At 39.5% G+C, this 25374-nt stretch carries 31 protein-coding genes and 1 riboswitch; of the genes, 13 read left to right on the forward strand and 18 right to left on the reverse strand.

The window, feature by feature from the left end:
* Positions 1 to 58 precede the first annotated feature (58 nt).
* The 7 genes from H9D55_RS03295 to mnhG are packed head-to-tail and all read left to right on the forward strand — an operon-like array spanning position 59 to position 5903.
* Positions 59 to 2473: a Na+/H+ antiporter subunit A gene (locus H9D55_RS03295; protein ID WP_186076839.1), complete on the forward strand. Its 2415-nt coding sequence runs from the start codon at positions 59 to 61 to the stop codon at positions 2471 to 2473.
* Entirely contained in the window at positions 2442 to 2909 is a 468-nt protein-coding gene (locus H9D55_RS03300; RefSeq protein WP_186076841.1) for a Na(+)/H(+) antiporter subunit B, read from the forward strand. The genes H9D55_RS03295 and H9D55_RS03300 overlap by 32 nt, the downstream gene beginning before the upstream one ends.
* On the forward strand, positions 2909 to 3250 hold the full coding sequence (locus H9D55_RS03305) for a Na(+)/H(+) antiporter subunit C (protein WP_186076843.1): 342 nt from the start codon (positions 2909 to 2911) through the stop codon (positions 3248 to 3250). Before H9D55_RS03300 ends, H9D55_RS03305 begins: the two co-directional genes overlap by 1 nt.
* Positions 3240 to 4733 carry a Na+/H+ antiporter subunit D gene (locus tag H9D55_RS03310; RefSeq protein ID WP_186076845.1) on the forward strand — a complete coding sequence of 498 codons (1494 nt, stop codon included), beginning with the start codon at positions 3240 to 3242 and terminating at the stop codon, positions 4731 to 4733. The genes H9D55_RS03305 and H9D55_RS03310 overlap by 11 nt, the downstream gene beginning before the upstream one ends.
* Entirely contained in the window at positions 4734 to 5213 is a 480-nt protein-coding gene (locus H9D55_RS03315) for a Na+/H+ antiporter subunit E (RefSeq protein WP_186076847.1), read from the forward strand. It begins immediately after the preceding gene.
* Positions 5210 to 5509 carry a Na(+)/H(+) antiporter subunit F1 gene (locus H9D55_RS03320; protein WP_186076848.1) on the forward strand — a complete coding sequence of 100 codons (300 nt, stop codon included), beginning with the start codon at positions 5210 to 5212 and terminating at the stop codon, positions 5507 to 5509. Before H9D55_RS03315 ends, H9D55_RS03320 begins: the two co-directional genes overlap by 4 nt.
* Positions 5502 to 5903 carry a monovalent cation/H(+) antiporter subunit G gene (gene mnhG / locus H9D55_RS03325; RefSeq protein WP_235963091.1) on the forward strand — a complete coding sequence of 134 codons (402 nt, stop codon included), beginning with the start codon at positions 5502 to 5504 and terminating at the stop codon, positions 5901 to 5903. Before H9D55_RS03320 ends, mnhG begins: the two co-directional genes overlap by 8 nt.
* A gap of 123 nt (positions 5904 to 6026) precedes the next feature.
* On the opposite strand, the gene H9D55_RS03330 is transcribed toward mnhG, so the two are convergent.
* From H9D55_RS03330 to H9D55_RS03360, 7 genes are all read right to left on the reverse strand, one after another.
* Complete coding sequence (locus H9D55_RS03330; RefSeq protein ID WP_186076851.1) at positions 6027 to 6395, reverse strand: PaaI family thioesterase; 369 nt, start codon at positions 6393 to 6395, stop codon at positions 6027 to 6029.
* A complete protein-coding gene (locus tag H9D55_RS03335) occupies positions 6379 to 7857 on the reverse strand; it encodes a leucyl aminopeptidase family protein (RefSeq protein ID WP_186076853.1) in 1479 nt (492 codons plus the stop codon). The genes H9D55_RS03330 and H9D55_RS03335 overlap by 17 nt, the downstream gene beginning before the upstream one ends.
* A gap of 9 nt (positions 7858 to 7866) precedes the next feature.
* On the reverse strand, positions 7867 to 8184 hold the full coding sequence (locus H9D55_RS03340) for a YuiB family protein (protein ID WP_245202333.1): 318 nt from the start codon (positions 8182 to 8184) through the stop codon (positions 7867 to 7869).
* Positions 8185 to 8241: 57 nt separating this feature from the next.
* Positions 8242 to 9453, reverse strand: a complete 1212-nt coding sequence (locus H9D55_RS03345; protein WP_186076855.1) for an NAD(P)/FAD-dependent oxidoreductase — start codon at positions 9451 to 9453, stop codon at positions 8242 to 8244.
* Positions 9454 to 9570: 117 nt separating this feature from the next.
* Complete coding sequence (locus H9D55_RS03350; RefSeq protein WP_186076857.1) at positions 9571 to 9930, reverse strand: HesB/IscA family protein; 360 nt, start codon at positions 9928 to 9930, stop codon at positions 9571 to 9573.
* Between the two features lie 39 nt (positions 9931 to 9969).
* A complete protein-coding gene (locus H9D55_RS03355; protein ID WP_186076859.1) occupies positions 9970 to 10227 on the reverse strand; it encodes a DUF1450 domain-containing protein in 258 nt (85 codons plus the stop codon).
* Positions 10228 to 10272: 45 nt separating this feature from the next.
* Complete coding sequence (locus H9D55_RS03360; protein ID WP_186076861.1) at positions 10273 to 10515, reverse strand: NifU family protein; 243 nt, start codon at positions 10513 to 10515, stop codon at positions 10273 to 10275.
* A gap of 94 nt (positions 10516 to 10609) precedes the next feature.
* On the opposite strand from H9D55_RS03360, the gene H9D55_RS03365 reads away from it, so the two are divergent.
* Entirely contained in the window at positions 10610 to 10927 is a 318-nt protein-coding gene (locus H9D55_RS03365) for a YuzD family protein (RefSeq protein ID WP_186076863.1), read from the forward strand.
* A 152-nt stretch (positions 10928 to 11079) separates the two neighbouring features.
* Here the strand turns inward: H9D55_RS03365 and H9D55_RS03370 are convergent, their stop codons facing one another.
* Both H9D55_RS03370 and H9D55_RS03375 read right to left on the reverse strand, forming a co-directional pair.
* Positions 11080 to 11616 (reverse strand): biotin transporter BioY, encoded by a 537-nt coding sequence (locus H9D55_RS03370; RefSeq protein ID WP_186076865.1) that lies wholly within the window; start codon positions 11614 to 11616, stop codon positions 11080 to 11082.
* Positions 11617 to 11687: 71 nt separating this feature from the next.
* Positions 11688 to 12113, reverse strand: coding sequence for a DUF86 domain-containing protein (locus H9D55_RS03375; protein WP_186076867.1), 426 nt, complete (start codon positions 12111 to 12113; stop codon positions 11688 to 11690).
* Positions 12114 to 12188: 75 nt separating this feature from the next.
* Between H9D55_RS03375 and H9D55_RS03380 the strand changes: the two genes are divergently transcribed.
* Positions 12189 to 12473: a DUF3055 domain-containing protein gene (locus H9D55_RS03380; RefSeq protein ID WP_186076869.1), complete on the forward strand. Its 285-nt coding sequence runs from the start codon at positions 12189 to 12191 to the stop codon at positions 12471 to 12473.
* A 40-nt stretch (positions 12474 to 12513) separates the two neighbouring features.
* On the opposite strand, the gene H9D55_RS03385 is transcribed toward H9D55_RS03380, so the two are convergent.
* The 6 genes from H9D55_RS03385 to H9D55_RS03410 form a co-directional block, all read right to left on the reverse strand.
* The gene (locus tag H9D55_RS03385; RefSeq protein ID WP_235963097.1) at positions 12514 to 12867 is read right to left on the reverse strand and encodes a YutD family protein; all 354 of its coding nucleotides are present in this window, start codon (positions 12865 to 12867) and stop codon (positions 12514 to 12516) included.
* On the reverse strand, positions 12860 to 13780 hold the full coding sequence (lipA, locus tag H9D55_RS03390) for a lipoyl synthase (RefSeq protein ID WP_186076870.1): 921 nt from the start codon (positions 13778 to 13780) through the stop codon (positions 12860 to 12862). Before lipA ends, H9D55_RS03385 begins: the two co-directional genes overlap by 8 nt.
* Positions 13781 to 13863: 83 nt before the next feature.
* A complete protein-coding gene (locus H9D55_RS03395; protein WP_186076873.1) occupies positions 13864 to 15465 on the reverse strand; it encodes a Na+/H+ antiporter NhaC family protein in 1602 nt (533 codons plus the stop codon).
* Positions 15466 to 15533: 68 nt separating this feature from the next.
* A riboswitch (Lysine riboswitch) is annotated at positions 15534 to 15699 on the reverse strand.
* A gap of 87 nt (positions 15700 to 15786) precedes the next feature.
* The gene (locus tag H9D55_RS03400; protein ID WP_186076875.1) at positions 15787 to 17106 is read right to left on the reverse strand and encodes a bifunctional metallophosphatase/5'-nucleotidase; all 1320 of its coding nucleotides are present in this window, start codon (positions 17104 to 17106) and stop codon (positions 15787 to 15789) included.
* A gap of 9 nt (positions 17107 to 17115) precedes the next feature.
* Positions 17116 to 17943, reverse strand: coding sequence for a sulfite exporter TauE/SafE family protein (locus H9D55_RS03405; RefSeq protein WP_186076876.1), 828 nt, complete (start codon positions 17941 to 17943; stop codon positions 17116 to 17118).
* Positions 17944 to 17956: 13 nt separating this feature from the next.
* Positions 17957 to 18805 carry a DUF72 domain-containing protein gene (locus tag H9D55_RS03410; protein ID WP_186076937.1) on the reverse strand — a complete coding sequence of 283 codons (849 nt, stop codon included), beginning with the start codon at positions 18803 to 18805 and terminating at the stop codon, positions 17957 to 17959.
* Between the two features lie 71 nt (positions 18806 to 18876).
* On the opposite strand from H9D55_RS03410, the gene H9D55_RS03415 reads away from it, so the two are divergent.
* Together H9D55_RS03415 and H9D55_RS03420 are read left to right on the forward strand one after the other, a co-directional pair.
* Positions 18877 to 19581, forward strand: coding sequence for an ABC transporter ATP-binding protein (locus H9D55_RS03415; RefSeq protein ID WP_186076878.1), 705 nt, complete (start codon positions 18877 to 18879; stop codon positions 19579 to 19581).
* On the forward strand, positions 19578 to 20342 hold the full coding sequence (locus H9D55_RS03420; RefSeq protein ID WP_186076880.1) for an ABC transporter permease: 765 nt from the start codon (positions 19578 to 19580) through the stop codon (positions 20340 to 20342). The genes H9D55_RS03415 and H9D55_RS03420 overlap by 4 nt, the downstream gene beginning before the upstream one ends.
* Positions 20343 to 20382: 40 nt before the next feature.
* On the opposite strand, the gene H9D55_RS03425 is transcribed toward H9D55_RS03420, so the two are convergent.
* Positions 20383 to 20934: a thioredoxin family protein gene (locus H9D55_RS03425; protein ID WP_186076882.1), complete on the reverse strand. Its 552-nt coding sequence runs from the start codon at positions 20932 to 20934 to the stop codon at positions 20383 to 20385.
* Between the two features lie 119 nt (positions 20935 to 21053).
* On the opposite strand from H9D55_RS03425, the gene H9D55_RS03430 reads away from it, so the two are divergent.
* Together H9D55_RS03430 and H9D55_RS03435 are read left to right on the forward strand one after the other, a co-directional pair.
* Positions 21054 to 21977 (forward strand): DMT family transporter, encoded by a 924-nt coding sequence (locus H9D55_RS03430; protein WP_186076883.1) that lies wholly within the window; start codon positions 21054 to 21056, stop codon positions 21975 to 21977.
* A gap of 185 nt (positions 21978 to 22162) precedes the next feature.
* Positions 22163 to 23212, forward strand: coding sequence for an acyltransferase family protein (locus tag H9D55_RS03435; protein WP_186076885.1), 1050 nt, complete (start codon positions 22163 to 22165; stop codon positions 23210 to 23212).
* A gap of 169 nt (positions 23213 to 23381) precedes the next feature.
* Here H9D55_RS03435 and H9D55_RS03440 read toward each other — a convergent pair whose 3' ends face one another.
* Positions 23382 to 23780 (reverse strand): hypothetical protein, encoded by a 399-nt coding sequence (locus H9D55_RS03440; RefSeq protein WP_186076887.1) that lies wholly within the window; start codon positions 23778 to 23780, stop codon positions 23382 to 23384.
* A 179-nt stretch (positions 23781 to 23959) separates the two neighbouring features.
* On the reverse strand, positions 23960 to 25360 hold the full coding sequence (sufB, locus tag H9D55_RS03445; protein WP_186076889.1) for a Fe-S cluster assembly protein SufB: 1401 nt from the start codon (positions 25358 to 25360) through the stop codon (positions 23960 to 23962).
* Positions 25361 to 25374: the final 14 nt, after the last annotated feature.

Consider the following 25374-nt stretch of genomic DNA (forward strand, 5'->3'; position numbering starts at 1 on the left):
CATACGCGTGATTTTTCATGTATAATATAAAAATATAATGCGTAAGGGAGGCAAAGTTGTGACTTTCATACATTTTGCAATCATACTACCTCTAATCGCAGCGTTTCTTATTGCGATTATTAATAAGTATGTCAAAGGTATTCACTTAGGATGGTTCGTACTTCCGATTCCATTCATTATTGTATCGTATTTGTTTACTTTAATACCAACAATACGAAACGGTGAAACACTTTTACTCAATTTAAATTTCATGCCTAGAATTGGCATGAACTTTGATGTCTACATAGATGGACTTGGACTTCTTTTCGCGATACTGATTTCTGGTATCGGAACACTCGTTGTCCTATATTCAATTGGATATTTAAGCAACAAGGAGAAGCTTTTAAATTTCTATATTTACCTTCTCATGTTTATGACTGCAATGCTTGGAGTCGTATTACTCGATAACGTCTTAATGCTTTACTTATTCTGGGAGCTTACATCTATTTCAAGTTTCCTACTCATTGCATTTTGGACTACAAAAGAGCGTTCTACATATGGTGCGCAAAAATCTATGATCATCACAATGTTCGGTGGATTTATGATGCTCGGTGGATTCATCTTACTTTCGAACCTAACAGGTACGTTTTCAATTCGGGAGATGATTATAGCAAGCGATTCAGTTGTTGGCGTTGGTGCTGGTACACTCGCAGTTGTACTCGTATTACTTGGTGCATTCACTAAGAGTGCGCAATTCCCATTCTATGTTTGGTTACCAGACGCGATGGAAGCACCCACACCAGTCAGTGCTTATCTGCACTCTGCAACGATGGTTAAAGCTGGACTTTACCTTGTTGCGAGATTCACACCAGTATTCATGCTATCTACGACTTGGGTATGGACAATACTAATTGTGGGTCTAATCACGCTTTGCTGGGCGAGCTTTAATGCGTTCATTAAGGATGATCTTAAGGCAGTGCTCGCATTCTCGACTGTGTCTCAGCTTGGACTCATCATGTCATTACTTGGCATCAGTGGACTAGCTATCGTGCGCGGTGCGAACGAACAGATCTTTACAGTCGCTGTGGTGGCTGCAGTATTCCATATCATTAACCACGCAACTTTCAAAGGGGCATTGTTCATGGTGACAGGAATCATTGACCATCAAACAGGTACAAGAAGCATTAAAAAGCTCGGTGGTTTAATGACTATCATGCCAATCACATTTACGATGACACTCATCACATCATTATCGATGGCTGGTATTCCACCATTCAACGGGTTTTTATCCAAAGAAATGTTCTTAGAAGCAATGTTTGAAATTTCAAACTCAAACTTTAGTTCACTCGCGTCAGTTGGTTTCTTATTCCCACTGCTCGCAATTCTCGGTAGTATCTTTACGCTACTGTATTCGGTGAAAATCGTAATGCAAGTTTTCTTGGGTGAAGATAAAAAAGAAACGCCTAAACAGCCAAAAGAGGCTTCGGCTTTATTACTGATTTCACCTGCTATTCTCAGCTTTCTCGTCGTATTATTTGGACTTGTACCAAACTTACTGACGAAATCAATTATTGACCCCGCTGCTATGAGTATCATCAATGCGGTTGAGCCGTTAAACACTAAGATTTCACACTGGCATGGATTTGACTCACCAGCCTTATGGGCGACAGTAGTCATCATTCTAGTTGGTGCAACACTTTACTACTTTAGAGATACGTGGATTTTTATCTATAAATATATTAGGAGCAACTATACAATCAACTATCTTTACGACCAAGGGTTAAATTACTCTACGATTTACTCAAATCGTTTTACTAAAATGGTCATGACAGGTTTCTTAAGAACGTACATGGTATACATCTTTGGATTCCTCGTCGTACTTGGCCTGATTACAATAATTAAAACAGGCCTTAACCTAGACTTATCAAACTTAGCTCCTATCGGTATACAAGACATGATTTTAGTAGGGGTGATTTTAACTGCCTTACTCATCATCATGATAACTAAATCTCGTATGGTTTCGATCATCATGCTCGGTGCTGTCGGATTCAGTATGGCTCTGTTCTTCGTATTCTTTAGAGCGCCAGACTTAGCACTGACGCAACTTGCGATTGAGACAGTGACGACAACACTATTCTTAGTTTGTTTTTATCACTTACCAAAACAGAGCAAATTGCCAGAGCACCGCAAATTTAAGTTAACGAACTTTGTGGTTGCTGTTGGTGTTGGTGCAGTATCAATACTTATTGGACTATCTGCATTCTCGAATCGTCTATTCGAATCAATCAGCCAATACCATGTGGATCACGTTTATGACTTAGCCGCAGGTAAAAACATGGTTAACGTTATTCTCGTTGACTTCCGTGGCTACGATACGGTTTTTGAAACACTTGTATTTGGTATTGCGGGTATCGGAATCTACATTCTGATGAGACTTAGTATAAATAGAAAGGATGATAAGAATGAAGAGCGCGCTGAAGAGAGCAGGCTATAAACAGGTTCATAAACAAATGAATGATGTACACTTGCAATTCATTTCTAAAGTTGCATTCTTCATTATCTTGTTATTTGCATTTAACTTGTTTTTTGCAGGACACTACACTCCTGGTGGAGGGTTCGTTGGTGGTTTACTTATGTCAGCGGCAATCGTACTTTTACTGATTGCTTTTGATGTTAAAACACTAAGAAAAATGTTACCGATACGCTTTAGAATTCTTATTGCAAGTGGATTATTCCTTGCTGTTGCAGTACCCACTCTACTCATGTTTTTTGGATATCCATTTTTCACACATGAATTTACTAATGTCACATTACCGATATTAGGTGAAATTGGAATCCACTCTGCAACATTCTTTGATTTGGGCGTATTCTTAACAGTATGCGGTTCCACTCTGTTAATTATCATCCTTGTAGGAGGTGCGGACGACTAATGGAATTTATAACGATTGTGCTCTCGGGTATTTTAATCGGTGCTGGGACATATTTAATTCTCTCAAAAAGTGTGCTCCGCATCATAATTGGCTTATCCGTGCTCAGTCATGGTATTCATTTGATGTTACTCACAATGGGACAACTGAAGCGTGGAAACGTTCCAATTTTAGAAGATAGTGTAACAAACTACACGGACCCACTACCTCAGGCTATGATCTTAACTGCCATTGTTATTTCATTCGCGTTAACAGCATTCAGTTTAGTTCTTGCGTTACGCAATTATAAAGTTTTAGGTTCTGATGATACGGAAACGATGAAAGGAGCACAAAATGAAAATTAATTTTTTACTTATGATGCCCCTGATCATTCCATTTTTATTCTCGGTCATCATGCTTTTCATCGGTAAAAAACCAAAGGTACACCGTGTGGTTTCAGCACTTGCAGGACTAACAATGATTGTATTTTCAATCATGATTGTCATTTCTGTTTACCAAAACGGTAACCTACACACGAACGTCGGGAACTGGCCAGCGCCATTTGGAATTACTGTTGTTTATGATATGGTCGCAGCACTGCTCGTACTTACAACTTCCATTCTCACGTTCTTCGTAATCATCTATAGCTACCAATCAATTGGTATTGAAAGAGAAACATACTATTACTATCCAATGCTTCTCTTTATGATTACAGGTATCAATGGCGTGTTTACTACAGGCGATATCTTCAACATGTTCGTATTTTTTGAAGTATTCCTGATTGCATCTTACGTTTTAATCGTCATTGGAAGTGCAAAGAAGCAGTTGCGTGAAGGATTTAAATACCTTGTTGTGAATATCGTATCGTCTAACTTTTTTGTACTGGGTCTCGGTTATCTATATTCAATTACCGGTACACTGAATATGGCAGACATTCACATAAAGCTTGCAAGCTTTGACGGTAACAAAGAAGTCATGACGCTTATTTCTGTCGTATTCTTCTTTGTATTCTTAACGAAGGCTGGAGTATTCCCGTTATACTTCTGGCTACCAGATTCTTATAGCGCACCTCCGCTACCAATATTAGCTATTTTTGGTGCATTGTTAACTAAAGTCGGTGTGTATGCAATGATGCGTACGATGAGCTTGTTCTTCTCATTTGACCAGAGCTTTACAAACACGATCATCTTAGCACTCGCACTGATAACGATCATCATCGGTTGTATAGGTGCACTCGCATACTACGACTTAAAGAAAGTGATTATCTACAACATCATGATTGCGATTGGGTTTATCTTCGTTGGAATCACTATGATGGATCTTACTGGTCTTGTTGGGGCAATGTATTACCTCATCCACGATATGATAATCAAAGCAGGACTATTCTTAATTATTGGATTCATTATTTATAGGACGGGGCAGACGAATGCTAAGAAAATTCATGGTCTAATGAGTGTGCACCCGGTAACTGGTTGGATGTTCTTCCTAGGCGCTATGTCACTTGTGGGTGTACCGCCATTCCCTGGTTTTTATGGTAAATTATTTATTGTAAAATCAGCATTCGATAACGGATATTATTTTGCTGGTATTGTTGTACTCTTATCAAGCCTTGTCATCTTGTACACGATTATGAGAATCTTCATTCAAGTGTTTTGGGGCAAGCCAGCAGTTCAATCTGAACTTAGACAGATAAAATACGACAAGTTGCTATTCAGTTCATTTGCACTGATTTTATTATCACTCGTGTTTGGTTTCACAGCAGACCTTCTGTATCCATTATTTGAAATGGCTGCAACGTCAATCGTGGAACCGTCAACATATGCGGACTATATTATGGGGGTGGAGTAATTGGCACTACAAATTTTACTGAACTTTTTACTCGCTTTCCTTTGGGCTGCAATGAATGATACGTTTGAATTGCCTACCCTAATCATGGGCTATATTATGGGTATGATTACAATCTACATCATACGTAATTTTCTACCCGGATCATTCTATTTGGTTCGATTTTACAGAATTATAAAATTGATTGTTGTGTTTATCAAAGAACTCATCATTGCAAATATTACGGTGACGAAAATTGTACTTAAGCCAAAAATCAATGTACACCCTGGTTTCTACGCTTATCCTTGTGATTTAGAAGAAGACTGGGAAGTGGTACTTTTATCATCACTCATTACACTGACACCAGGTACAGTCGTTGTAGCAATCAGTGATGATTATTCGAAATTATACATTCACGGTGTGGACTTAACTGATGCAGATGATGAAATTGCAAGCATTAAGTCGTCATTCGAAAATGTCATTAAAGAGGTTGGTCAGCCATGAATCTATTCTTAAACATCGTATTTATTATCGCAATTGTTGGGATGGCAATCGCTATGGGGATTGCCTCGTATAGAATTATTCGTGGACCAACACTGCACGACAAAATTGTTGCTTTAGACGCATTTGGTGTCATGCTCATGGCGACAATCGGTATATTTAGTGTTCTGCTTGATACTTCGTACTTAATTGTTGTAATCATGTTAATTGGGATGCTTGGTGCAATCGGAACTATTGCTATGGCGAAGTTCCTCGAGAAAGGATGGGTAATCGATATTGATAGAGATTCTGATGAGTAGCATTATTGCGCTCCTTGTATTATCGGGTGTATTCTTCTCCATCATTGCGTCGATTGGAGTCGTCAGATTACCAGACATGTACTCAAGACTGCACGCTGCATCAATCAGTTCGACACTCGGCGTATCATCCGTCTTGCTTGGAGTATTCCTATACTTCTGGTACTTCGATAGCAACTTTGAGATGACTCTGCTGCTTGCAATTGTGTTTATCTTCTTAATTGCTCCAGCAGGAGCGCATATGCTTGCGCGTAGTGCATTCCACTCAGATGTCGAACCGTATAAGCTGACTATTCTTAACGAGCTACGTCGAGATGAGATTGGATATGAGGAATTAACAGAAGAAGACAAGATTAAAGCAGAAGAACGAAAGAAAAATCAAGAATTAGAAGATTAAATGAGAGACTCTCCTGAGAAGGAGAGTCTTTTTTGATGCAAAACATAGAAATACAAGATTTTCGCTAGCCAGAATACATGAATCGTAAAAAACAAAAGACATCTTCCCGAGAGGGAAGATGTCTTACTTCATCTCTATTATTTGCATCGTGCATCTACCTGCAGCGATGTGCTTATTTTGTTCGTCAAAGATGTCTACTGAGTAAACTGCGGTGCTTCTGCCGAGATGGACCTTCGTTGCTTTAGCAATCAAAGTCCCCGTCTTCTTTGCACGCAGATGATTGACGTTGACTTCGAGCCCCATCGCGACGCGGCCTTCCAAATTATGGTTTGCACCAATCGAGGCTGCCGTCTCCACGAGAACTGCATTCATGCCGCCATGAACATATCCATACGGCTGGTGGCTCTTCTCATCAATCTCCATCCTTATAGTCGCTGATTCTGTATTTAGATCGACGACTTCAATTCCAAATAATTTAATTAAATTCGTCATAAGCTTTCTCGTTCTTGATGTAATCGAGAACTGTACGAATCATCACACCTGACGCACCTTTTGGACCGTATGCGCTCGCTTTAGTGAACCCACTCGTTCCCGCAATATCAAAGTGTAACCACGGATAGTCTTCAACGAATTTCTCGATGAATGACGCTGCAAATGACGCGCCCCCGTAGGGTTTTAAATTACTATTAACGAGGTCTGCAGATGCCGTTTCACGCACCGCTTTATCCTCTAACTCATCCATTGGTAAATGCCATAATTTTTCGCCTGTTGCAATGGATGACTCTAAGATTGGTAAAGTAAATACTTGGTCCTTGTTCGTGAATAGTCCTGTACGCTCCATTCCAAGTGCACCGATTACTGCACCCGTTAATGTTGCGAAGTCCATAATCACCACTGGATCATAGCGCGTCGCTTCAAACACTGCGTCAGCGAGCACTAAGCGTCCTTCTGCATCTGTGTTTGTCACTTCTACACTTAGACCTTTTTTAGATACATATACGTCGTCTGGTCGGTTTGCATCACCTGTCACCATGTTCTCGGCTAGCGCAACAATCGCTACAACATGTGTCTTAACTTCTTGGTCAACTATAGCTTTCAACATACCCAGTACGTTTGCTGCTCCACTCATATCGTACTTCATTCCAACCATGCCAGTACGAGGCTTTAATGAATACCCGCCAGAGTCGTAAGTAATCCCTTTACCAACTAGAGCCACTGGCTTCCCATCGAACTCAGGGTGCTTGTAAACAAGCGTCACGAGACGTGGTCCTTTAGTTGAACCTTTACCCACTGAAGTGATCAAGCCATAGCCCTCTTCTTCAAGCGTGTTGTCGTCTTTTACATCTACTTTTACGTACTTCTTTCTCTCGAACTCTTCAACAATTAAGTCCGCGAAAGTTTCCGGATATAATTCGTTTGGTGGCATTTCACTGAAGTCACGAGCAAAGTTAATCGCGCGACCTTCGATCATTCCATCGCTCAGCGCCTCGCTGTTCACTTCACCAATGAACGACACGTTCAGTTCTTTATCTTCACGCGTTTTGTGAGAGTAGACCTCATATGTGCTGATTTCTGACATCAGTCCAATATCATAAAAGAACTCATCTGAGTCCACTATGAAAGATCCTAATTCAAATGCAGCATCCACACCGTCTTTCGCAATGAACTGGAAGACATTTCCAAGCGCTTTCTGCATGTCTAGACGCGTGAGTTTATCTGAAACGCCTAAACCAACCGTGATGATTTTACGGTATTCCGTCTGCAATAATGCACCTGTCGTTTTCACTTCACCAAGTTTTGTAGATAAAACACCAGACTCTATCGCGTCTAGTAAATTGCCGTTAAAAAATGCATCAAGTGTATCAAAAATCTTCAAATCTTTTACGTCTTCAGAAATACCAACTACAATCGCGCCTTTTGTTTCTTGAATCGTTTGATTTAAATTAATTTCCATGAAATCCTCCTAGAACATTTGATAACCGAGTTTTCTCAGATATTTAATTGACCATCCTGCAATCAGGATTCCAATGAACCCAGCAAGCAAGATAATCACGTCAAACATCTGAACGTTAATGATATTATCCAGCGCAGTGCTGAATGTTTCACTTGGTTTTTTTATATAATCTATTGTTTCTACGCGGTCTACAATTAAGATTACGATGATTGGATAGATAAAAGCCATGATCCATGTCATCCGTAAAATCATATTCAATATGAAACTAATCCCAAAGAATAAAACAAAGTATAACACGATAGAAATAAATACTTGTACAATATTCAATGTGTCACCTCTACAAAAAAAGCATGAGCATTATACAATACTCATGCGATTTATTAATTAAAGTAATTTACCTTTTGAGTATGCAAGAATCGGGCCACCAAGGATGAATACTGCTCGTGTGTCGATTACTTTCTTCATGATTGCTGCAGATTTACCTTTGATTGGTTTTCCAAATACCATTCCGATACCATCTTTTGAACCTAGTGAACAAACCGTACCTTTGTCATCGAAAACAAATGGCTCTAGTTTATCGCCGTTTAATTTGCGTTTGATGTTTCTTGCTAAGTGGTCTCCAAGTTGCATAGCGATTTGTGCTGTTGTTGGGTAAGGGCGGGCATCTGGACCTTCACCGTTCATAACAGCTGCGACGTCTCCAATGACAAATATGTTATCGTATCCGTCAACTGAAAGGTCACTGTTCACTACAATACGACCACGTTTAACACCATCAAATGACTCTTCCATTAAGCGTGATCCACGAACTCCTGCAGTCCAGATACGGTTGTTAGCGTAAAGTTGTTGTTCTTTCTCGTCAACTTTAACCATGAATCCTTTATCGTTTGCTGCAGTGATTGCAGTTCCGAGCATAAATGTCACACCGCGATCTTCTAAGAACTTCTGAGCATAGTCAACGAGTTCTTTAGGGAACATTGGTAACATGGATGGCATTGCTTCAACACAAGTGATTTTCACTTTGTTGTAATCAATTCCAAGCTGTGCACACAATTCTGGTAGTGTTTCAACTAACTCACCGAGGTACTCGATACCTGTGAAACCCGCTCCACCTACTACGATTGATAGGTCGTTTTCATCTCCAGAAGTTAAGTAATTCTTGAAGTTCGCTTCAATTGATTGTCTTGCTTCTAAAGCGTTTGTTGGATTAGTCATCGCTTGTGCGTACTCTTCCATTCCAGTGATTCCAAATGTTTCTGATTCGAAACCAAGTGCAACGACTAGGTAATCGAATTCGAATTCACCTTGTGTTGTTTCTACTGTCTGCGCGTCTTTGTTGATTTTAGTTACTTCAGCTACAATAAATTTCGTCTTCATGTTGTCTACAGCTTTAGCTATCGGATAAACACCGTCTTCCCAGTTTATTGAACCGGCAGCCGTTTCGTGTAACCACGTTGCTTCATAGTGATATTCATTCTTGTTAATTAATGTAATATCCGCATCTTGGAATCCAAGCTCTTTCTGTAATCTAACAACCGTTGCTAATCCTGCATATCCAGCACCTAGCACAACGATTTTTTTTCTTTCATAGCTCATTTGCCCATCTCCCAAATATTATAAATAATTTACTAAATATGAACATAAAAAAACGCTAATATTTATCACTATAATATTAGCGTTTTCTAGTTATTTAATCAAGGTTTTGTGATGAAATTAACATTTATTTGGAGTACCTTCTTTTGTTTTCGTTCTGAACGATGCTCCGCAACCGCATGATAGGCTTGCTAATGGGTTGTCTATTGTGAATCCACCACCGAGCAATGACTGCTTAAATCCAATCACTGTTCCATCCACTACAGGTATATCATGCTGATCAATGATTAACTTTACGCCGTAATATTCGAATTCAATATCGTTATCATTTTTTTCGTGCTCAGCACTCATACCATATGTGAGACCGGTACAACCGCCACCTTGTACTTTAAACCTTAAGTAGCCGTCTGCCATGTCGTTTTTTTTCAACATATCTTTGACTTCATACGCTGCTTCTTCTGTTAATGTAACTTGTGACATAATTTCACCCCACTTAGTTGTTATACCTATTATATCAAACTAAAAATCTAAATACTGTTCATCGAACGCGTCATCTAGTTTATCAAGTTTTTTCTCAATCTTCTCTAGTAATTTGGTATTGTCTTTTGCCGATACAATCTGCCCTTCGACAAGCGCGAACGCCATCTTACTGCACAGTCCGCAGTTATTCGTACACTCATAATCGACGCAGTCAAGGTCCATGCGGGAACTCAGTACATCATATACTTGCTGCGTTCCTTTTTGCATATTTGCATTGCAAAACTCAACGAGTTTCATAGTTTACCACCTAAAAATAAAAACTAGAGAATGAATCTCTAGTTTTTAGAATACCTGTTCGATCTCTACGAACCCAGGCACTTCTTCTAAAAGTGCACGTTCAATTCCTGCTTTTAACGTAATTGTTGAGCTTGGGCAAGTGCCGCAAGCACCGAGTAAACGAAGCATTACGATACCGTCATCAACGGCTACGAGCTCAACGTCTCCACCATCACGTAAGAGGAATGGGCGTAATTTATCTAAAACAGCGTCAACTTGTTCATACATTGTGTCTTTTGTTGTTGTCATTTATATCACTCCAAAACTGTTATAAAGAAATATGTCTGTATTTGTATTATAATGGATTTACTGACAAAAATCTATCATCTGAAAGGAGTATATCATGAGTTATACAGTTAATGTTTATGGACGTGACGTACAATGTGCTTCTTGTGTGAATGCACCAAGTTCAAAAGATACACATGATTGGCTGGGTGCTTTATTCACAAAAAAATTTCCTAATGAGGATATCAAAGTGAATTACATCGACATGGATAAAGATGAAAACCTCTCTGATTATGATCAGGAATTAATCGAACAAGTCGATAACGACGAGCTATTCTATCCACTCGTGACAATCAATGATGAGGTTGTACAAGACGGATATGTGCAATTAAAACCAATTATGAAATGGTTTGAAAATAAAGGCATCAATGCTTAAAGTTTGTGAATGTTGCTCTTCGCAGAAATGTGAGGAGCATTTTTTATTGCTTGTTTTTAAAGATTTTGTCCGTCTAACCTCTTTTAGCTTACATTGACTATGGCGATTAAATAAATAAAACATCCACCGAAGTGGATGTTCTTCTCTCAATATTAAACATGTACGCCGCGTTGTATTAATACACGCGAGAATAGTAGCGTGCACACTGCGACAATTAAATCTTTCACTATAAATGGTGTTACTGTATACATAATTGCCTTTGTAACACTCACTGGAGACACCATTACATAGTTCATGATAATCATAAAGTACACAAGTCCAATCGCGAATAAAATTAACACACCAATTGTTACGATGATACCACTCATAAAAAGACTAGATTCAGAGCGTGCTGCAAGTCCTGCAAAAAATGCGAGTGGTAAGAATCCAATGATGAACCCGAAACTTGGGCTCACTAGTGATGCCAATCCGCCACTTCCGCCTGCGAATACTGGAATACCAATTAACCCGATTAATATGTAAACCACTACGCTTAGAACACCATATCTAGAGCCTAATAAACATCCGGCTAAAATAACCATCGGTGCTTGTAATGTTATCGGTACCGGACCGATTGGGATGCTAATCTGTGCGCCAATCGCAATTAATGCTGCAAATAATGCGACTAAAATCAATTGTTTCGTTTTCATTATATCTCCTTTTAAAACGGTATGCGCTTATCATAGCAAAACTTACATTCAGTGGTCAAACCACTTCAATATTATTGATTTTCACTCATAAAAGCCGTGACTGCTTGTGGATCTGTCTTAAAGAAGTGTTCTACATTTTTCTTGAAATCTTGATACGCAGAAAGATTTTCTTTAAACTCTGCACGCATCTCTTCATGGTCAATGCGTTTGTAATCACGTACAAGTACTGCACGCCATTTAAATGTAGTCTCGAATTTCGCGAAATCCGCTTCAGGAATCACCTTTTCATTCTTCATAATATCCATTACATCTAAATAGTTACCTGGATCTCTGAGTACAAACGCATCAATAATGCTGTTTCCAACATCAACCGTCGCTTCAATCAGCATCTGACATACGCGCTCCAATGCAAGGTCGTTATCCGTGTCAATTTCTGTCGTTAGATACTCAATGTAATCCAATCTTCTAAGTAACTGGTCTTTGTCTACAAAATACATGTTGGTCCTCCATATACATTCTTTTCATATAATATGATAGCATAAGTACAGTAGATACGTCTTAGGGGGATTATAGTGAAAAATCTTTATTTATATGACGATGAAGAAAACAGTGCCGTGAGATTCGTCGGCATCGCCGGAGATTATGGCCGTTATGACTTAACTGTCGTTCATACAACGAAATTTTTTGGTAAAACGCTCGTACTTAATATGCAAAATAATAAATTTAGTATCATGGGACCAGACGATTTAGAAGAGCCCGGATATGTCGAGTTCGCTCTTGATTTAAATGAAAATCAAGCTGCGGAAGTTAAGGACTTTTTAAACCAAGTCCTCTCTCCTGGCTGGTTCAGCGAATAAAAATAAGCATGTGTACCTTTCACAGGTCACATGCTTATTTTTATTTAGGTGCTTCTATTTCATCTTTCTGTGTTGGTTCTATATCTTTTAAACCAAGTGTTTTTTGCTCTGCCTTAGATAGCTTGCGCAAGATAAAATACGCGCATCCAAAGTTACAGTACTCAAAAAGATAATCCTCTATCGCACTAAACTTCTTATCAATATCTGTCTTTTTCTTATCATCTCTAAAAAAACCATTCAGTCTTAACTTCTCATACCCAATATCTCCAACAATATAATCGTATTTATTTAATATTTCATTATACTTGTCTTCGAATTGCTCTAAGTCAAACGCATCACGGTGTTCTTTGATGAGTTCGAAATGCATATGACCTACAGTTACATATTTATTCACGTTCAAGTAACGCCTCACCTTGTTCTTGACGCGCACGTGCTGCAGCGTTAACCTGCTCGTCTGCGTGGTAGCTTGAACGTACCATTGGTCCTGCTTGGCAATGTTTGAATCCTTTTTCCATTGCGATTTTGCGCAGTTTACCAAACTCTAGTGGAGAGTAGTACTTTTCTACCTTGATATGCTTTCTTGTCGGTTGTAAATATTGGCCGATTGTTAAGATGTCAACTTGATTTTCTAGGAGATCGTCCATCGTCTGTAAGATTTCTTCTTCCGTCTCACCTAAACCAATCATGATGCTCGATTTTGTTGGAATGTCCGGATAAAGTTCTTTACAGTAACGGAGCATCTCTAAACTTCTATCATACTTTGCTTTCGCACGTACTCTTGGAGTTAAACGCTCAACCGTTTCAATGTTATGGTTTAGAATGTCTGGTTTCGCATCCATCAATAATTTGATGTTTTCTTTATTGCCGTTAAAGTCAAAAGGTAATACTTCTACAGTTGTATACGGGTTTTCTTCACGCACACGCTTAATTGTTTCCGCATAAACAGATGCTCCGCCGTCACGGAGATCGTCACGCGCAACTGTTGTGATTACAACGTGCTTAAGATTCATCTTCTTAACTGATTCTGCAATTCGACGTGGCTCGTCCCAGTCCACTTCGCTTGGAAGTCCTGTCTTAATCGCACAGAAACGACACGCACGTGTACATACGGAACCTAAGATCATGAAAGTTGCTGTCCTACGATCCGCCCAACATTCGTGAATGTTCGGACATCTCGCCTCTTCACATACTGTGTGCAGGTTTTCTGCACGCATCATTTTCTTTAAATCTGTATAGTTCTTGTTTGTATTCAGTTTGATTTTAAGCCATTCTGGTTTTCTAAGAATTTCTTCACGCTTAGTCGCCAAATCTATCCCTACCCATCATTGTCATTTAAATTCATCATAGCACAATTATCTTTCAATTTGTGGGCTTTTTGAAATCGTTTTATTTACACTTCTACAATTTCTTCTTTAGATTCAGCTGTAACTACCGGGTTGTATATTGTTTTTATCAGTACGAATAGTACGATAAAGAGCGCGGCAAACACGATGAGTGAAATCCACGTTGACTCAGTATAACCGACAACGACGAATGAAATTAGTGAAATGATTGCTGCAATCATTGCGTATGGAATTTGCGTCATTACGTGTGTGATGTGGTTAGACCCAGATCCTGTTGATGATAGAATCGTAGAGTCTGAGATTGGTGAACAATGGTCACCAAATACTCCGCCTGCTAGTACTGCAGCGAGTGATGGTAGAAGTAACGCTGGCTCTTCTAGCGTCACGATAATGTTACCCGCGATTGGAACGAGGATACCGAAAGAACCCCATGACGTACCTGTTGAAACTGCCATAATACAAGCAACAATAAACACAATCGCCGGAATCAGTTGTGCAGGGATGTTTGAATTTTGTACCATCGCACCTAATAATGAACCTGTTCCAAGCTCTGAGATCAATTCTCCAGTCATCCATGCGAGAGTGAGTACCGTCATTGGTCCAAGCATCGCCATGAACCCTTCTTTGAATCCTAAAAGCGTAGATTTCCCAGTAAATGCTTTGTCGTCTTTTGTATATTTATAATAATAATAAATTGAAAGTAACACACCTGTGATACCACCGAGAATTAATGCGTGTGTTATCGAGTTGTTCTCAATAATTGTGAGTGGATTTAAGCTGCCACCTTCTTGAATTCCAGTAATCGTCATACCAACAAGTACACCGACCGCAAGACCGATCAGCGGGACGATAAGCGCCTCTTTTTGCGAGTATTTCGCAGTAGGTAGGTCGTCGTCTTCAGTAAGGTCCATTCCTTCATCACGCAGTATACCTGTTTTAAACGCACGCTCTTCCTCACGACGCATGCCCATGATATCGAAATTAGTAAAAATTACGATGAACATTAATGTCAATGCGGCAATACTATAAAAGTTTAACGGAATCATATACATGAACGACTCGAATGGTGAAATATGCTCGAGACCTGCTGCAATAAGTAGTGGCGCAGTGAGTCCCATGATTGTCGCTCCCCATGATGAAATCGGGAAGATTACGGATACTGGTGACGCTGTAGTATCTACAAGGTACGCGAGTTTCGCGCGAGACACCTTGTATTTATCTGTTAACGGCTTTGCAACTTGACCTGATATGATTGCACTGAAGTAATCGTCGATAAACACAACAACCCCGAGAACTCCAGTTAGGAATGTCGCACCGCGACGTGTCGTAATTTTAGTGAGTGCCCAGTTCGTGAACGCGCGCGCACCACCCGACATGCTCATGAATGCACTCATGATTCCGAGAAGTGCTAAGAATATTAAGATATACGCACTCCACGTGTTTAACCAATTCCCTTCAATCATGAGACCAATGAATGCGTCCCAGATTTTTTGGATTGTCCCTAAAACATCTCCGTTCGTGATGACGAATGCACTTGTTAAAATACCTATGCCAAGACTTAGGTCCACCCGTTTAGTAAGAAGCACGAGAAGTAACGTGAGTAACGGTGGAATCAGTGGCATGTATGCCCAGTTTAAAAATTGTTCCATAGTAATCAGACACTCCTAATAAATAATAATAAAAAAACACAAGTACGTTACGACGCACTTGTGTGTTATTGGCGTGTAGCGCATCAGTAAAACTGACAGTACCTGCCCTATTAAGACAGGTCCCAGAGAAGCATTCTACCGATGCTGCCCTTCGGCACACTCCCCTTTCATTACCGATCCACGCATGTCTGCTACTGGTAACTACTATTGTTGTGTGCAACCTCTACTTGTATTCAATTTCATATTATTATACGTAAAAAATTCTTCGAAGTCAAAGTGTAGAGAAAGGGTGTCCCCATTTGAGCTAAAAATAATAACGCTTCAAAGCATTTCCTTATATTTATATACAATGTCTCTCAAGAATTCAGGCATCATATATTCTTTTTTTGCGTTTTTGAATTGCGGGAAAATGCGACCAAAGGTATACATATCTAATGTACCAATCGTGTACATTTTACTGTCTTCAACTAATTCTCCACCAACAAAGAACTTCCGTTCAGATTCAACGACATCAAGACCGTCCATCAAGAAGCATCCAAATATATCACCACGGAATCCAAGTCCATTAATAATTCTATCTTTATACTCATGCTGATTTGCGACGCTATATATTTCCTTCAACTCCCGTCCCGTAATCTCAACGGATACCGCATTAATCGAGTGCGGCAAAATTCTGTGCAAATCAAACTGTGTCAACGTACCACCTTCAAACGCATCCGCCACAAGTCCTGAATTTATTAGCGCAACATCTGTCTCCGTGAATTGCTTCAACATTTGCATGAGCACATACGTAAACTCCGAAATACGATATAAATTGCGCACGATGGGATTCGCTCTTTCCACTACTATCGTTTTCTCGAGCATCGACTTACCAATTTGATAGTAGTTTTCCTCTACGCCCACAAGCATGTCCGTCTCTATAAGAGTCGCACGTTTGGCATTTATGGTTTTATCTTCAAAAGATAAAGTCACGTGACCCGTGTATTCGCCATAACGACCCGCAGCCGAAATAAGGGTGTCCGCATATTCGTAGCCATCTAGATAATGGTGGTGCGTGTGCGCACCTAAAATGACATCTACACACGGGAACGTCTCAGCAATTCTTTCTTCGTCATACATACCGAGATGCGACATCACTACGATACAATCCGTAATCTTTTCAAGCTCGGCAAGATAGTGTTCCAAATACTGAAATGCACCTTCAACAAGAAACCCTTCTGCCAAATAAAACGGCGTAAATTCAACGGTTGCTGCAATAAAACCAATGCGCACACCGTCAATTTCCTTAACCGTATATGGCTTAAAGACGAGTTCACCCGTATCGACATCTCTCAAATTCACACATACGACATCAAAATCCGCGTCATCATAGAGATGAATGAGCGTCTCTTTAGGCAAAGTAATCCCTTCATTGTTACCAATCGTCGCAACGTCACATCCCGCTTCATCGAGGAGCGCCACATTCGCTTTCCCAAGCGTCGATTCTGTGTAAGGATGCGCGCGGTCCACGTGATCGCCGATATCCACATAAATCATGCGATGCCCATACTCCGCTCGCTTGCCTTTTACGTATTGCATTTGCTTTTTATAATTGTGTAGATGACTATGAACGTCATTTGTGTGAAAGATATGAATGTCCATAATGTCCTCCTAGATAACGGTTTGAACAATTAAATACACTCCGATTAAAAACAGAGCGCCACGCAGTAAACTCACTAAACTGTCGTTCGAAAATTTGTGCGAAATATTTGCACCCCATCGTGCACCATAAAATGCAGCTGGTGCCAGTAACAGCAAACTCCAGTAAGAAATATGCGCTTGGAACGCGTGCCCTATGGCACTCGATAAACTAGAGTAGAAAATCAACATCATTGACGTCCCAATCGCAATAGACGCTGGCATTCTAAATACAATCAGCATCAGCGGTGTCATTAGCGCGCCACCACCAATTCCGAACAGTCCTGTAATAAAGCCAACAATAAACGTCAACATTATCGCAATCGATGGCTGCACACCATAGCTGTGCACGTTACCATCCTTATCCACGTGTGGTCGCATGTATTTAGGATTCTGAAACATCTTTATTGGCTTGATTTTATCTCTAACCGTTAATAATATACTAATAAAAATAAGAAATATCCCGAAATATAAATTAAAACTATCAATCGTTAAATAACTGCTGGCATAAGAACCAACGAACGCACCAGGTACGAGCCCAATTAAAAAGATACTCCCATTATAACGGTCGACTTGGTTACTCTTCCCGTATGCGATCATCCCAGAGAGTCCAGTGATAACGAGTATCATAGACGACGTACCAATCGCAATCTGTGGCGTCATCCCCTCAATCAACCCGAGGTTAATACCTATAAAGACAAGCGCAGGCACGATAATAATTCCGCCTCCGATGCCCACTAAAGCACCCAATACGGAAGAGCCAAGACCTATTAAAATGAGAATGATAATCGTCAATATCATAACTTACACTCCTCTAGAACAACTTGAGTTGCTTCGGTGCGAGATCTCGATACTCAATTCCAAGGGCATCAATGAGCTCTAAAGCATTCGGCGCTGCGTGACCACCTGAGTTGTTGTTAAAGATGATAAATACATCTTTTGTCTTAAACTTCAAAATCTGAACTTGTTTTTTTAGCCACTCGAGTTCGTCTTTATTATAATCGTATAGGTAACGCACATCGCGCCACTCTTCACTCGTGCGGTCTTTCTGTGTCCAACCATGTACGTTCCTACCATGCAGTCGAATAAACGCGGTCGGATCAGAGATACGGTTTACGAAGGGGACAGATCCAACACCTGCTTGTGGCTCATCCACAATTGTGTGAATCAACCCTTCACTATGCAGGAATTCTATAGTCTGTTCCTTGTATTTATCTTTATACCAGGATTCATTTCTGAATTCGATTGCAACCTTTAATGGTGCGAGCATCTCTTTCGCCATGCGAATATATTTAATGTTGCGCTCATTTAATTCGTACCACGGCGGAAACTGCATTAACACGTATGCGAGTTTGCCGCACGCGACCATTGGCACTAACATTTCTTTAAATTCATTAAATACATCTCGTATTGAATTGTAATTTTCCCTGAAATCACCATGTCCAGTCATAAATCTGTGCGTTTTTACAACAAATTTAAACGTATCCGGTGTTTCATTGCACCATTTCTTTATGGTAGACTGTCTCAGAATAGCATAATATGTTGAATCCACTTCAACGAGCGGGAAATAAGAAGCGTATTTTTTGAGTTTATCATTTTTATTCGTTGTATCTGTATAGATCGAATCATGGTCTCCCCACCCAGTGAGCCCAACATATATCATAATAATCACCTATATGTATTTTACCATAAGAAAATGGGTATATTAATATATCAACACTTAGGAGGATTCATGTGTCTCTCATAGAATTTAAGAATGTATCTCACAACGATATTTTAAACCACATTAGTGGTGATTTTAAACAGAATAAAATTACGGCACTCGTCGGGCCGTCCGGTGCAGGGAAATCTACTACACTGAAACACATCAATGGTTTAGTGTCGGCGGATTCCGGTGATATCTATTTTAAAGGTAAAAATATAAACGATTTTGATGTCGTCACGCTCCGCCGAGGTATCGGTATGGCCTTTCAATCAAGCCCAATGATTGAAGGCACTGTTTATGACAACTTGAAACTTCCACGCGCTTTATTTAATGAATCACTCAGCAAAGAAGAAGCTGTAACGCTCCTCTCCGACGTCGATTTAAATCAGTCATTTCTTGATCATCCGGTCAAAAAGCTTTCTGGGGGAGAACGCTCACGAGTAGCACTTGCGCGTACACTCGTTAATAAACCAGACGTTCTATTACTCGATGAAATCACGGCAAGCCTAGATTATCGATTATCTAGGGAAATCGAACGATTGATTGTAAAACTGCAAGACCGGCACAACTTAACGATTGTGTGGGTGACGCACAATTTGGAACAGGCGAAACGAGTCTCTGATGATATTTGGTTTTTATCTGATGGTGAATTAATTGAATCAGGAGAAGTAGATATCTTAGAAAACCCAAAAACTGAAGCGCTACGCGCTTTCTTAAGGAGTGATGACTATTGAGTATTACAAGTCTTGCGTTATCATTAGTCTTCGTTATAATCCCGCTTATTTTAACTGCATATTTGAAGCTTGGGCTAACCAAAGATATTTTAATCGCAACCGTCCGATCTATTATCCAGTTGATTGCGGTTGGGTATATCTTGACCTTTGTATTTGAAGGTCAAAACGCAATATATATTATATTGATGATCATGCTTATGATTGGCGCTGCGAGCCAAAATATCGTGAAAAAAGGAAAAGGTATTCCATACATCACTTGGATCATTATCTTAGCGCTTGTCGTTGTTGAGGTATTTTCAATGACGACACTCGTTGTGTGTAATATTATCCCATTCACACCACAATATGTGATTCCAATTTCAGGAATGATCATCGGTAATACGATGGTTTTATCACTTTTATTCTTAAATAAGTTTAAGTCTGAAGTAAACCAAAACGATGAAATAATTGAACTCATCCTGTCATTTGGTGGAACTCCAGAGGATGCGATTAAACATAGCTTAAAATCGGCAATTAAAACAAGTATGATACCAACGATAGAAGCACAGAAAACTATGGGACTAGTGCAGCTCCCAGGAATGATGAGTGGTCTGATCATTGGCGGCGGTGACCCATTAGAAGCAGTCATGTATCAATTATTAATTCTGTTCTTAATATTAAATACAGCAGCAGTAGCGAGTGTCCTTGTTGGATATCTCTCTTACAGACACCTCTTCAACGCACGTATGCAATTTATAGGAATCAGAGAAGATGCGAAATGACGAAGATATAAAAAAGCACTCATATGAGTGCTTTTTTATATTAAACTTCTAATAAACTTTTCTTAAGGTCTTCGTATACGCCCATCCAAATTTTTTCGTCTGTGCTGAAGATGTCTTTCAATTTCGAACGCATATCTTTTACCTTCTCATCATAGTCTGGTGAGTCTGTTTTTGGTAAGTGGTGTTTTTCTTTGTCTTGTACTTCTTTTGTATACGGTGCAATTGGTCCCCAAGCTGCAACTTCATTTCCATCTAAATCTAACAAGAGCACTCGTGGAATAACGTTTTTACCATTTGTCTGATACATTTCCATTAAGTCCATGTTTTCATCGCGTAGTGAAAAACGTACATCGAATCCAACTGCTTCAGAAATTCTAAGCAAGATAGGCAAGTTCAACATGCAATGACTACACCATGGTTCCGTAATGACTAAAACTTTCATATCTTTGTCCTTTAACATTTCAATATCATCATCACGTGATACACTAAATTCATCATAAATTTTGTCAAATCCTACTTTTAGATCAGTAAGTGTCGCGCGATATTGTTCTGGCGATAATGCTTTGTCGTACCATTTTGATAAGTTTGTCACTATTTATCCCCACTCTCTAAATTGTTACCTTTATTATTCCACATTTTGCATTTAAATAAACAAATATTGTCTTTTATGCTTTACTCCTATAAAATAGATGAAACGAAAGAGGTGGTCTTGTGCCAAATAGTGAGTCACATATTCGCGGTCTCGTATTCGTGTGTATCGGGGCAATTCTTTGGGGCGTTGGCGGTACTGCGACTGATTACATATTTAAAAACACACCAGTGACTGTCGACTGGTACGTTACAACACGCCTTCTCATTAGTGGTGTTATTCTGACTTTAATTTATATTATTTTTTTCAGGAAAAAACACGCAATGGTTTGGGATAAATACATCATTACCATGTTTTTAATCTACTCAATTTTTGGTATGACGGCTGTGCAGTATACATATACTGTAGCAATTAGTCATGGGAACGCGGCGATTGCGACTGTACTTCAGTGTACTGGGCCGATTTATATCATTCTATATTATGCGTTTAAAAAATATATTCAGTGGACATATCGTGAGGCTCTCGTCATTGTCGTAATGATTGTCGGTGTTGGTTTGATTGCGACTAACGGCGATTTCACAGTGTTTGCAGTACCGCCGCTGGCGATATTTTGGGGGTTATTATCAGGGATCGCACTTGCGTACTATACGATTCATGCTGGGTACTTACTTGTCAGACTGCATCCGTTGCAGCTCGTTGGAGGGTCGATGTTAGTTGGTGGAATTCTCTTGAACTTCTTTACACCGATTTGGTCGTTTGACTTCAGCTACCAATGGGAAGGGTTTGACCTATCGATACTCGCATTCAGTATATTATTTGGAACAGCACTTGCATTCTATTTATATATCGGAAGCTTGAAGTACATTTCATCAAAAGAAGCCGGAATATTAGGATTACTCGAACCAGTATCAGCAATCATCACATCGGTGTTGGTGCTTGGCGTTGTATTAGGGTTATATCAGTTCGTAGGAATAGTAATGGTCCTAGCTATCACAATATTTAACACTCTCTCGAGCGGTAAGCGCGGGAAGAAAAAATTGAATTAGATGAGATTTGAGCGTCTATCCTCCTGGGTGGACGTTTTTTCTTTAGAAAATTCCCAAAATAAATATTACATCAGAAAACAATCGAATTACACTAGTTTACAGTCTGGTTAAATAGGTTTGATTAACTTTAAGTTCGGGAAAATCTGCGATAGACTTTATTTTCATTACTTAAAGGATGGTATTTTATGGACAGGAAACGCATCACTGAGATCGATGCACTGAGAGGTATAGCAGCAGTCATCGTTGTGATCTATCATTACACATTTCATTACAATGAAAGATTTGGGCATGTAAAGCCAGACTACAACACAACACTTTTCGATTTTGGACATTACGGCGTCCAGCTGTTTTTTATCATCAGCGGGTTCGTTATTTTTATGTCCGTATCTCGTGGTAAGAGTGCTGGAGACTTTATGATTAAACGGACGTTTCGGCTGTATCCTGCATACATCGTCGCGGTTGCACTAACATTTTTAGTCCTTGGAAAAAGTGAAATAGATATTAATCGAACATTTATTGAAGCAATCATTAACTTTACGATGTTCCAAGAATTCTTTGGCGTCCGTAATATTGATGGCGTCTATTGGAGCTTACGCGTCGAAATGACATTCTATCTGATGATGGCAGTAGTGCTCTATATCGGAGCAAAGTCTCACGTGGTACTCGTATCAATAACAATGCTCATCAGTGGATTACTGGTTCAAGTGATGAACGGATGGGTTGGTGGAGAGTTTTGGCGTACCATCGAACGGTTCTCAACCGCTAATTATGTACAATTATTTGTAATTGGAATCATGTTTTACTGTATATGGCAACACGGTCCCAAGATAAAATACATGACTCTCTTAATTGTCTCGATCATCTACGATTTTTTATTTGAAGGAATATCGAACGGTATGTTTACGATTTTATTCGTCGCAATATTTGGTTTAGTACTCGCTGAAAAGATGAAGTGGCTGAACAACAAAATCTTACTATTTTTAGGAAGCATTTCATATCCGCTATATCTCGTTCACCAAAATATAGGGTACGCAATGATCAAGGAGATGGAGAAATTTGGTATGACCCATGAATTATGGATTCTTATCCCACTCGGTCTATCCATTGCTTTATCCGTGCTCATTGTAAAATATATAGAAGTACCTGTACAAAACTTCTTGTACAAAAAATACAAAGCATACCGCTCTACGAATAGTCGAACAGTTGTTACTGCACAATTAGGACAGACGAAGTAGCATATAAAAACCAGTGTCATGGAGACTCATCTAAGAAGTCTACCCAACACTGGTTTTTTATGTTCATTTCGTTATCATTAATAATTGTTCTACAGGTTAAGCTATGCTTTACCTTTTTGACATAAAACACTTCGTAAAATACACCTGTCAACGATATTATTAATTTGTGCTAAATTTCTCGATGATGGTTTACACGTTCGAAGTTTGCCGGTAAATTCATAAATAAATTGACTGTGAAAAGAATGATTCCAAGTGCAAGCATTGGTCCACCAATGAATGTAAAAATATGTGCGAATGCTGGGTCAATTTGTACCCAATAAGTACTAAATAAGAAAATTGGTACACCGATGTGGTACAACCAAAATGTTGCTTTTCCTAGTCCATTTTTCGCAAGATGTGGATAAACACAGAGTACTAGACCAATCACCGACGTGACGACCATTCCCAGTAAGTTTGTGTGCGCATGTGCTGAAGCCCAGTTGAGTTGAATTGTGTATGACATAAAGTGTCCGACACCTAACCCAAAGATTAAATACAGTATACCAATTTTAATCCAAGTTGGTCCCATAACTACCACTCCTTTTTTTCATCCCGATTAACAACTACTTCTACTTACCATTATGCACTTTATGAAATGGTATTGTAAGCGTTTTACCTCATAAATATACAAAATCATTCGAAAGTATGGTTAATTTACAAAATACAACAAAAAATCCCAGGAATTTATATCCTAGGATTTTAGAATTATTAACCGATAGAACCTTCCATCTCATAGCTGATAAGACGGTTCATTTCTACTGCGTATTCCATTGGTAATTCTTTTGTAAATGGCTCAATGAAGCCCATTACGATCATTTCTGTCGCTTCGATTTCACCGATACCTCTACTCATTAAGTAGAATAATTGTTCTTCAGATACCTTAGATACACGTGCTTCGTGCTCTAGTGAGATATTTGAGTTGAACACTTCGTTATATGGAATTGTATCTGAAGTAGACTGTTTGTCCATTATTAACGTATCACATTCGATTGTAGATTTTGCTCCATCTGCTTTTCTACCGAAGTGTACGATACCACGGTAAGTTACTTTACCACCGTGTTGTGCAATCGACTTAGATACAATTGAAGATGACGTGTTTGGTGCTAAGTGCATCATCTTCGCTCCAGCATCTTGTACTTGCCCTTTTCCTGCTAACGCAATCGACATTGTCATACCACGAGCGCCTTCTCCTCTTAGGAATATAGCTGGGTATTTCATTGTAAGTTTAGAACCGATGTTTCCGTCAACCCATTCCATTGTACCGTTCGCTTCAACGAATGTACGCTTAGTAACTAAGTTGTATACGTTGTTTGCCCAGTTTTGGATTGTCGTGTAACGACAATACGCGTTCTCTTTAACAATGATTTCAACAACTGCAGCGTGCAGTGAGTTTGTTGTATAAACAGGTGCAGTACACCCTTCAACGTAATGTAACCATGAACCTTCGTCACAGATGATTAACGTACGTTCGAACTGACCCATATTTTCTGAGTTAATACGGAAGTATGCTTGTAATGGTGAGTCTAATTTTACGTGTGGTGGTACGTATATAAATGATCCACCTGACCATACTGCCGAGTTCAGTGCTGCGAATTTATTATCTGTTGGAGGAATGACCTTACCAAAGTATTCCTTGAATAATTCTTCGTTTTCTTTTAATGCAGTGTCTGTATCTTTGAAGATTACGCCCTTGTCTTCAAGGTCCTTCTCCATGTTGTGATACACAACTTCTGATTCGTATTGTGCAGATACACCAGCAAGGTATTTCTGCTCTGCTTCAGGGATACCTAGACGGTCAAACGTACGTTTGATTTCTTCAGGTACCTCATCCCATGAACGTTCCGTTGCTTCTGAAGGTTTCACGTAGTATCGAATTTCGTCGAAGTTTAACTCTGAAAGATCTCCACCCCAAAGTGGCATAGGCTTAGAGTAGAAATGTTTAAGTGACTTCAATCGGAAGTCTAACATCCACTCTGGCTCTTCTTTCATCTTAGAAATTTCTCTTACGATTTCTTCAGTTAGTCCGCGTTCTGAACGGAAAATTGACACGTCTTCGTCACGGAAACCATATTTATATTCACCGATATCGGGTGCTTTTCTAACTGCCATTTTGTTCACTCCTA

Source organism: Phocicoccus pinnipedialis (assembly GCF_903994035.1).
In the GTDB taxonomy this organism is placed as follows: Bacteria; Bacillota; Bacilli; order Staphylococcales; family Salinicoccaceae; genus Phocicoccus; species Phocicoccus pinnipedialis.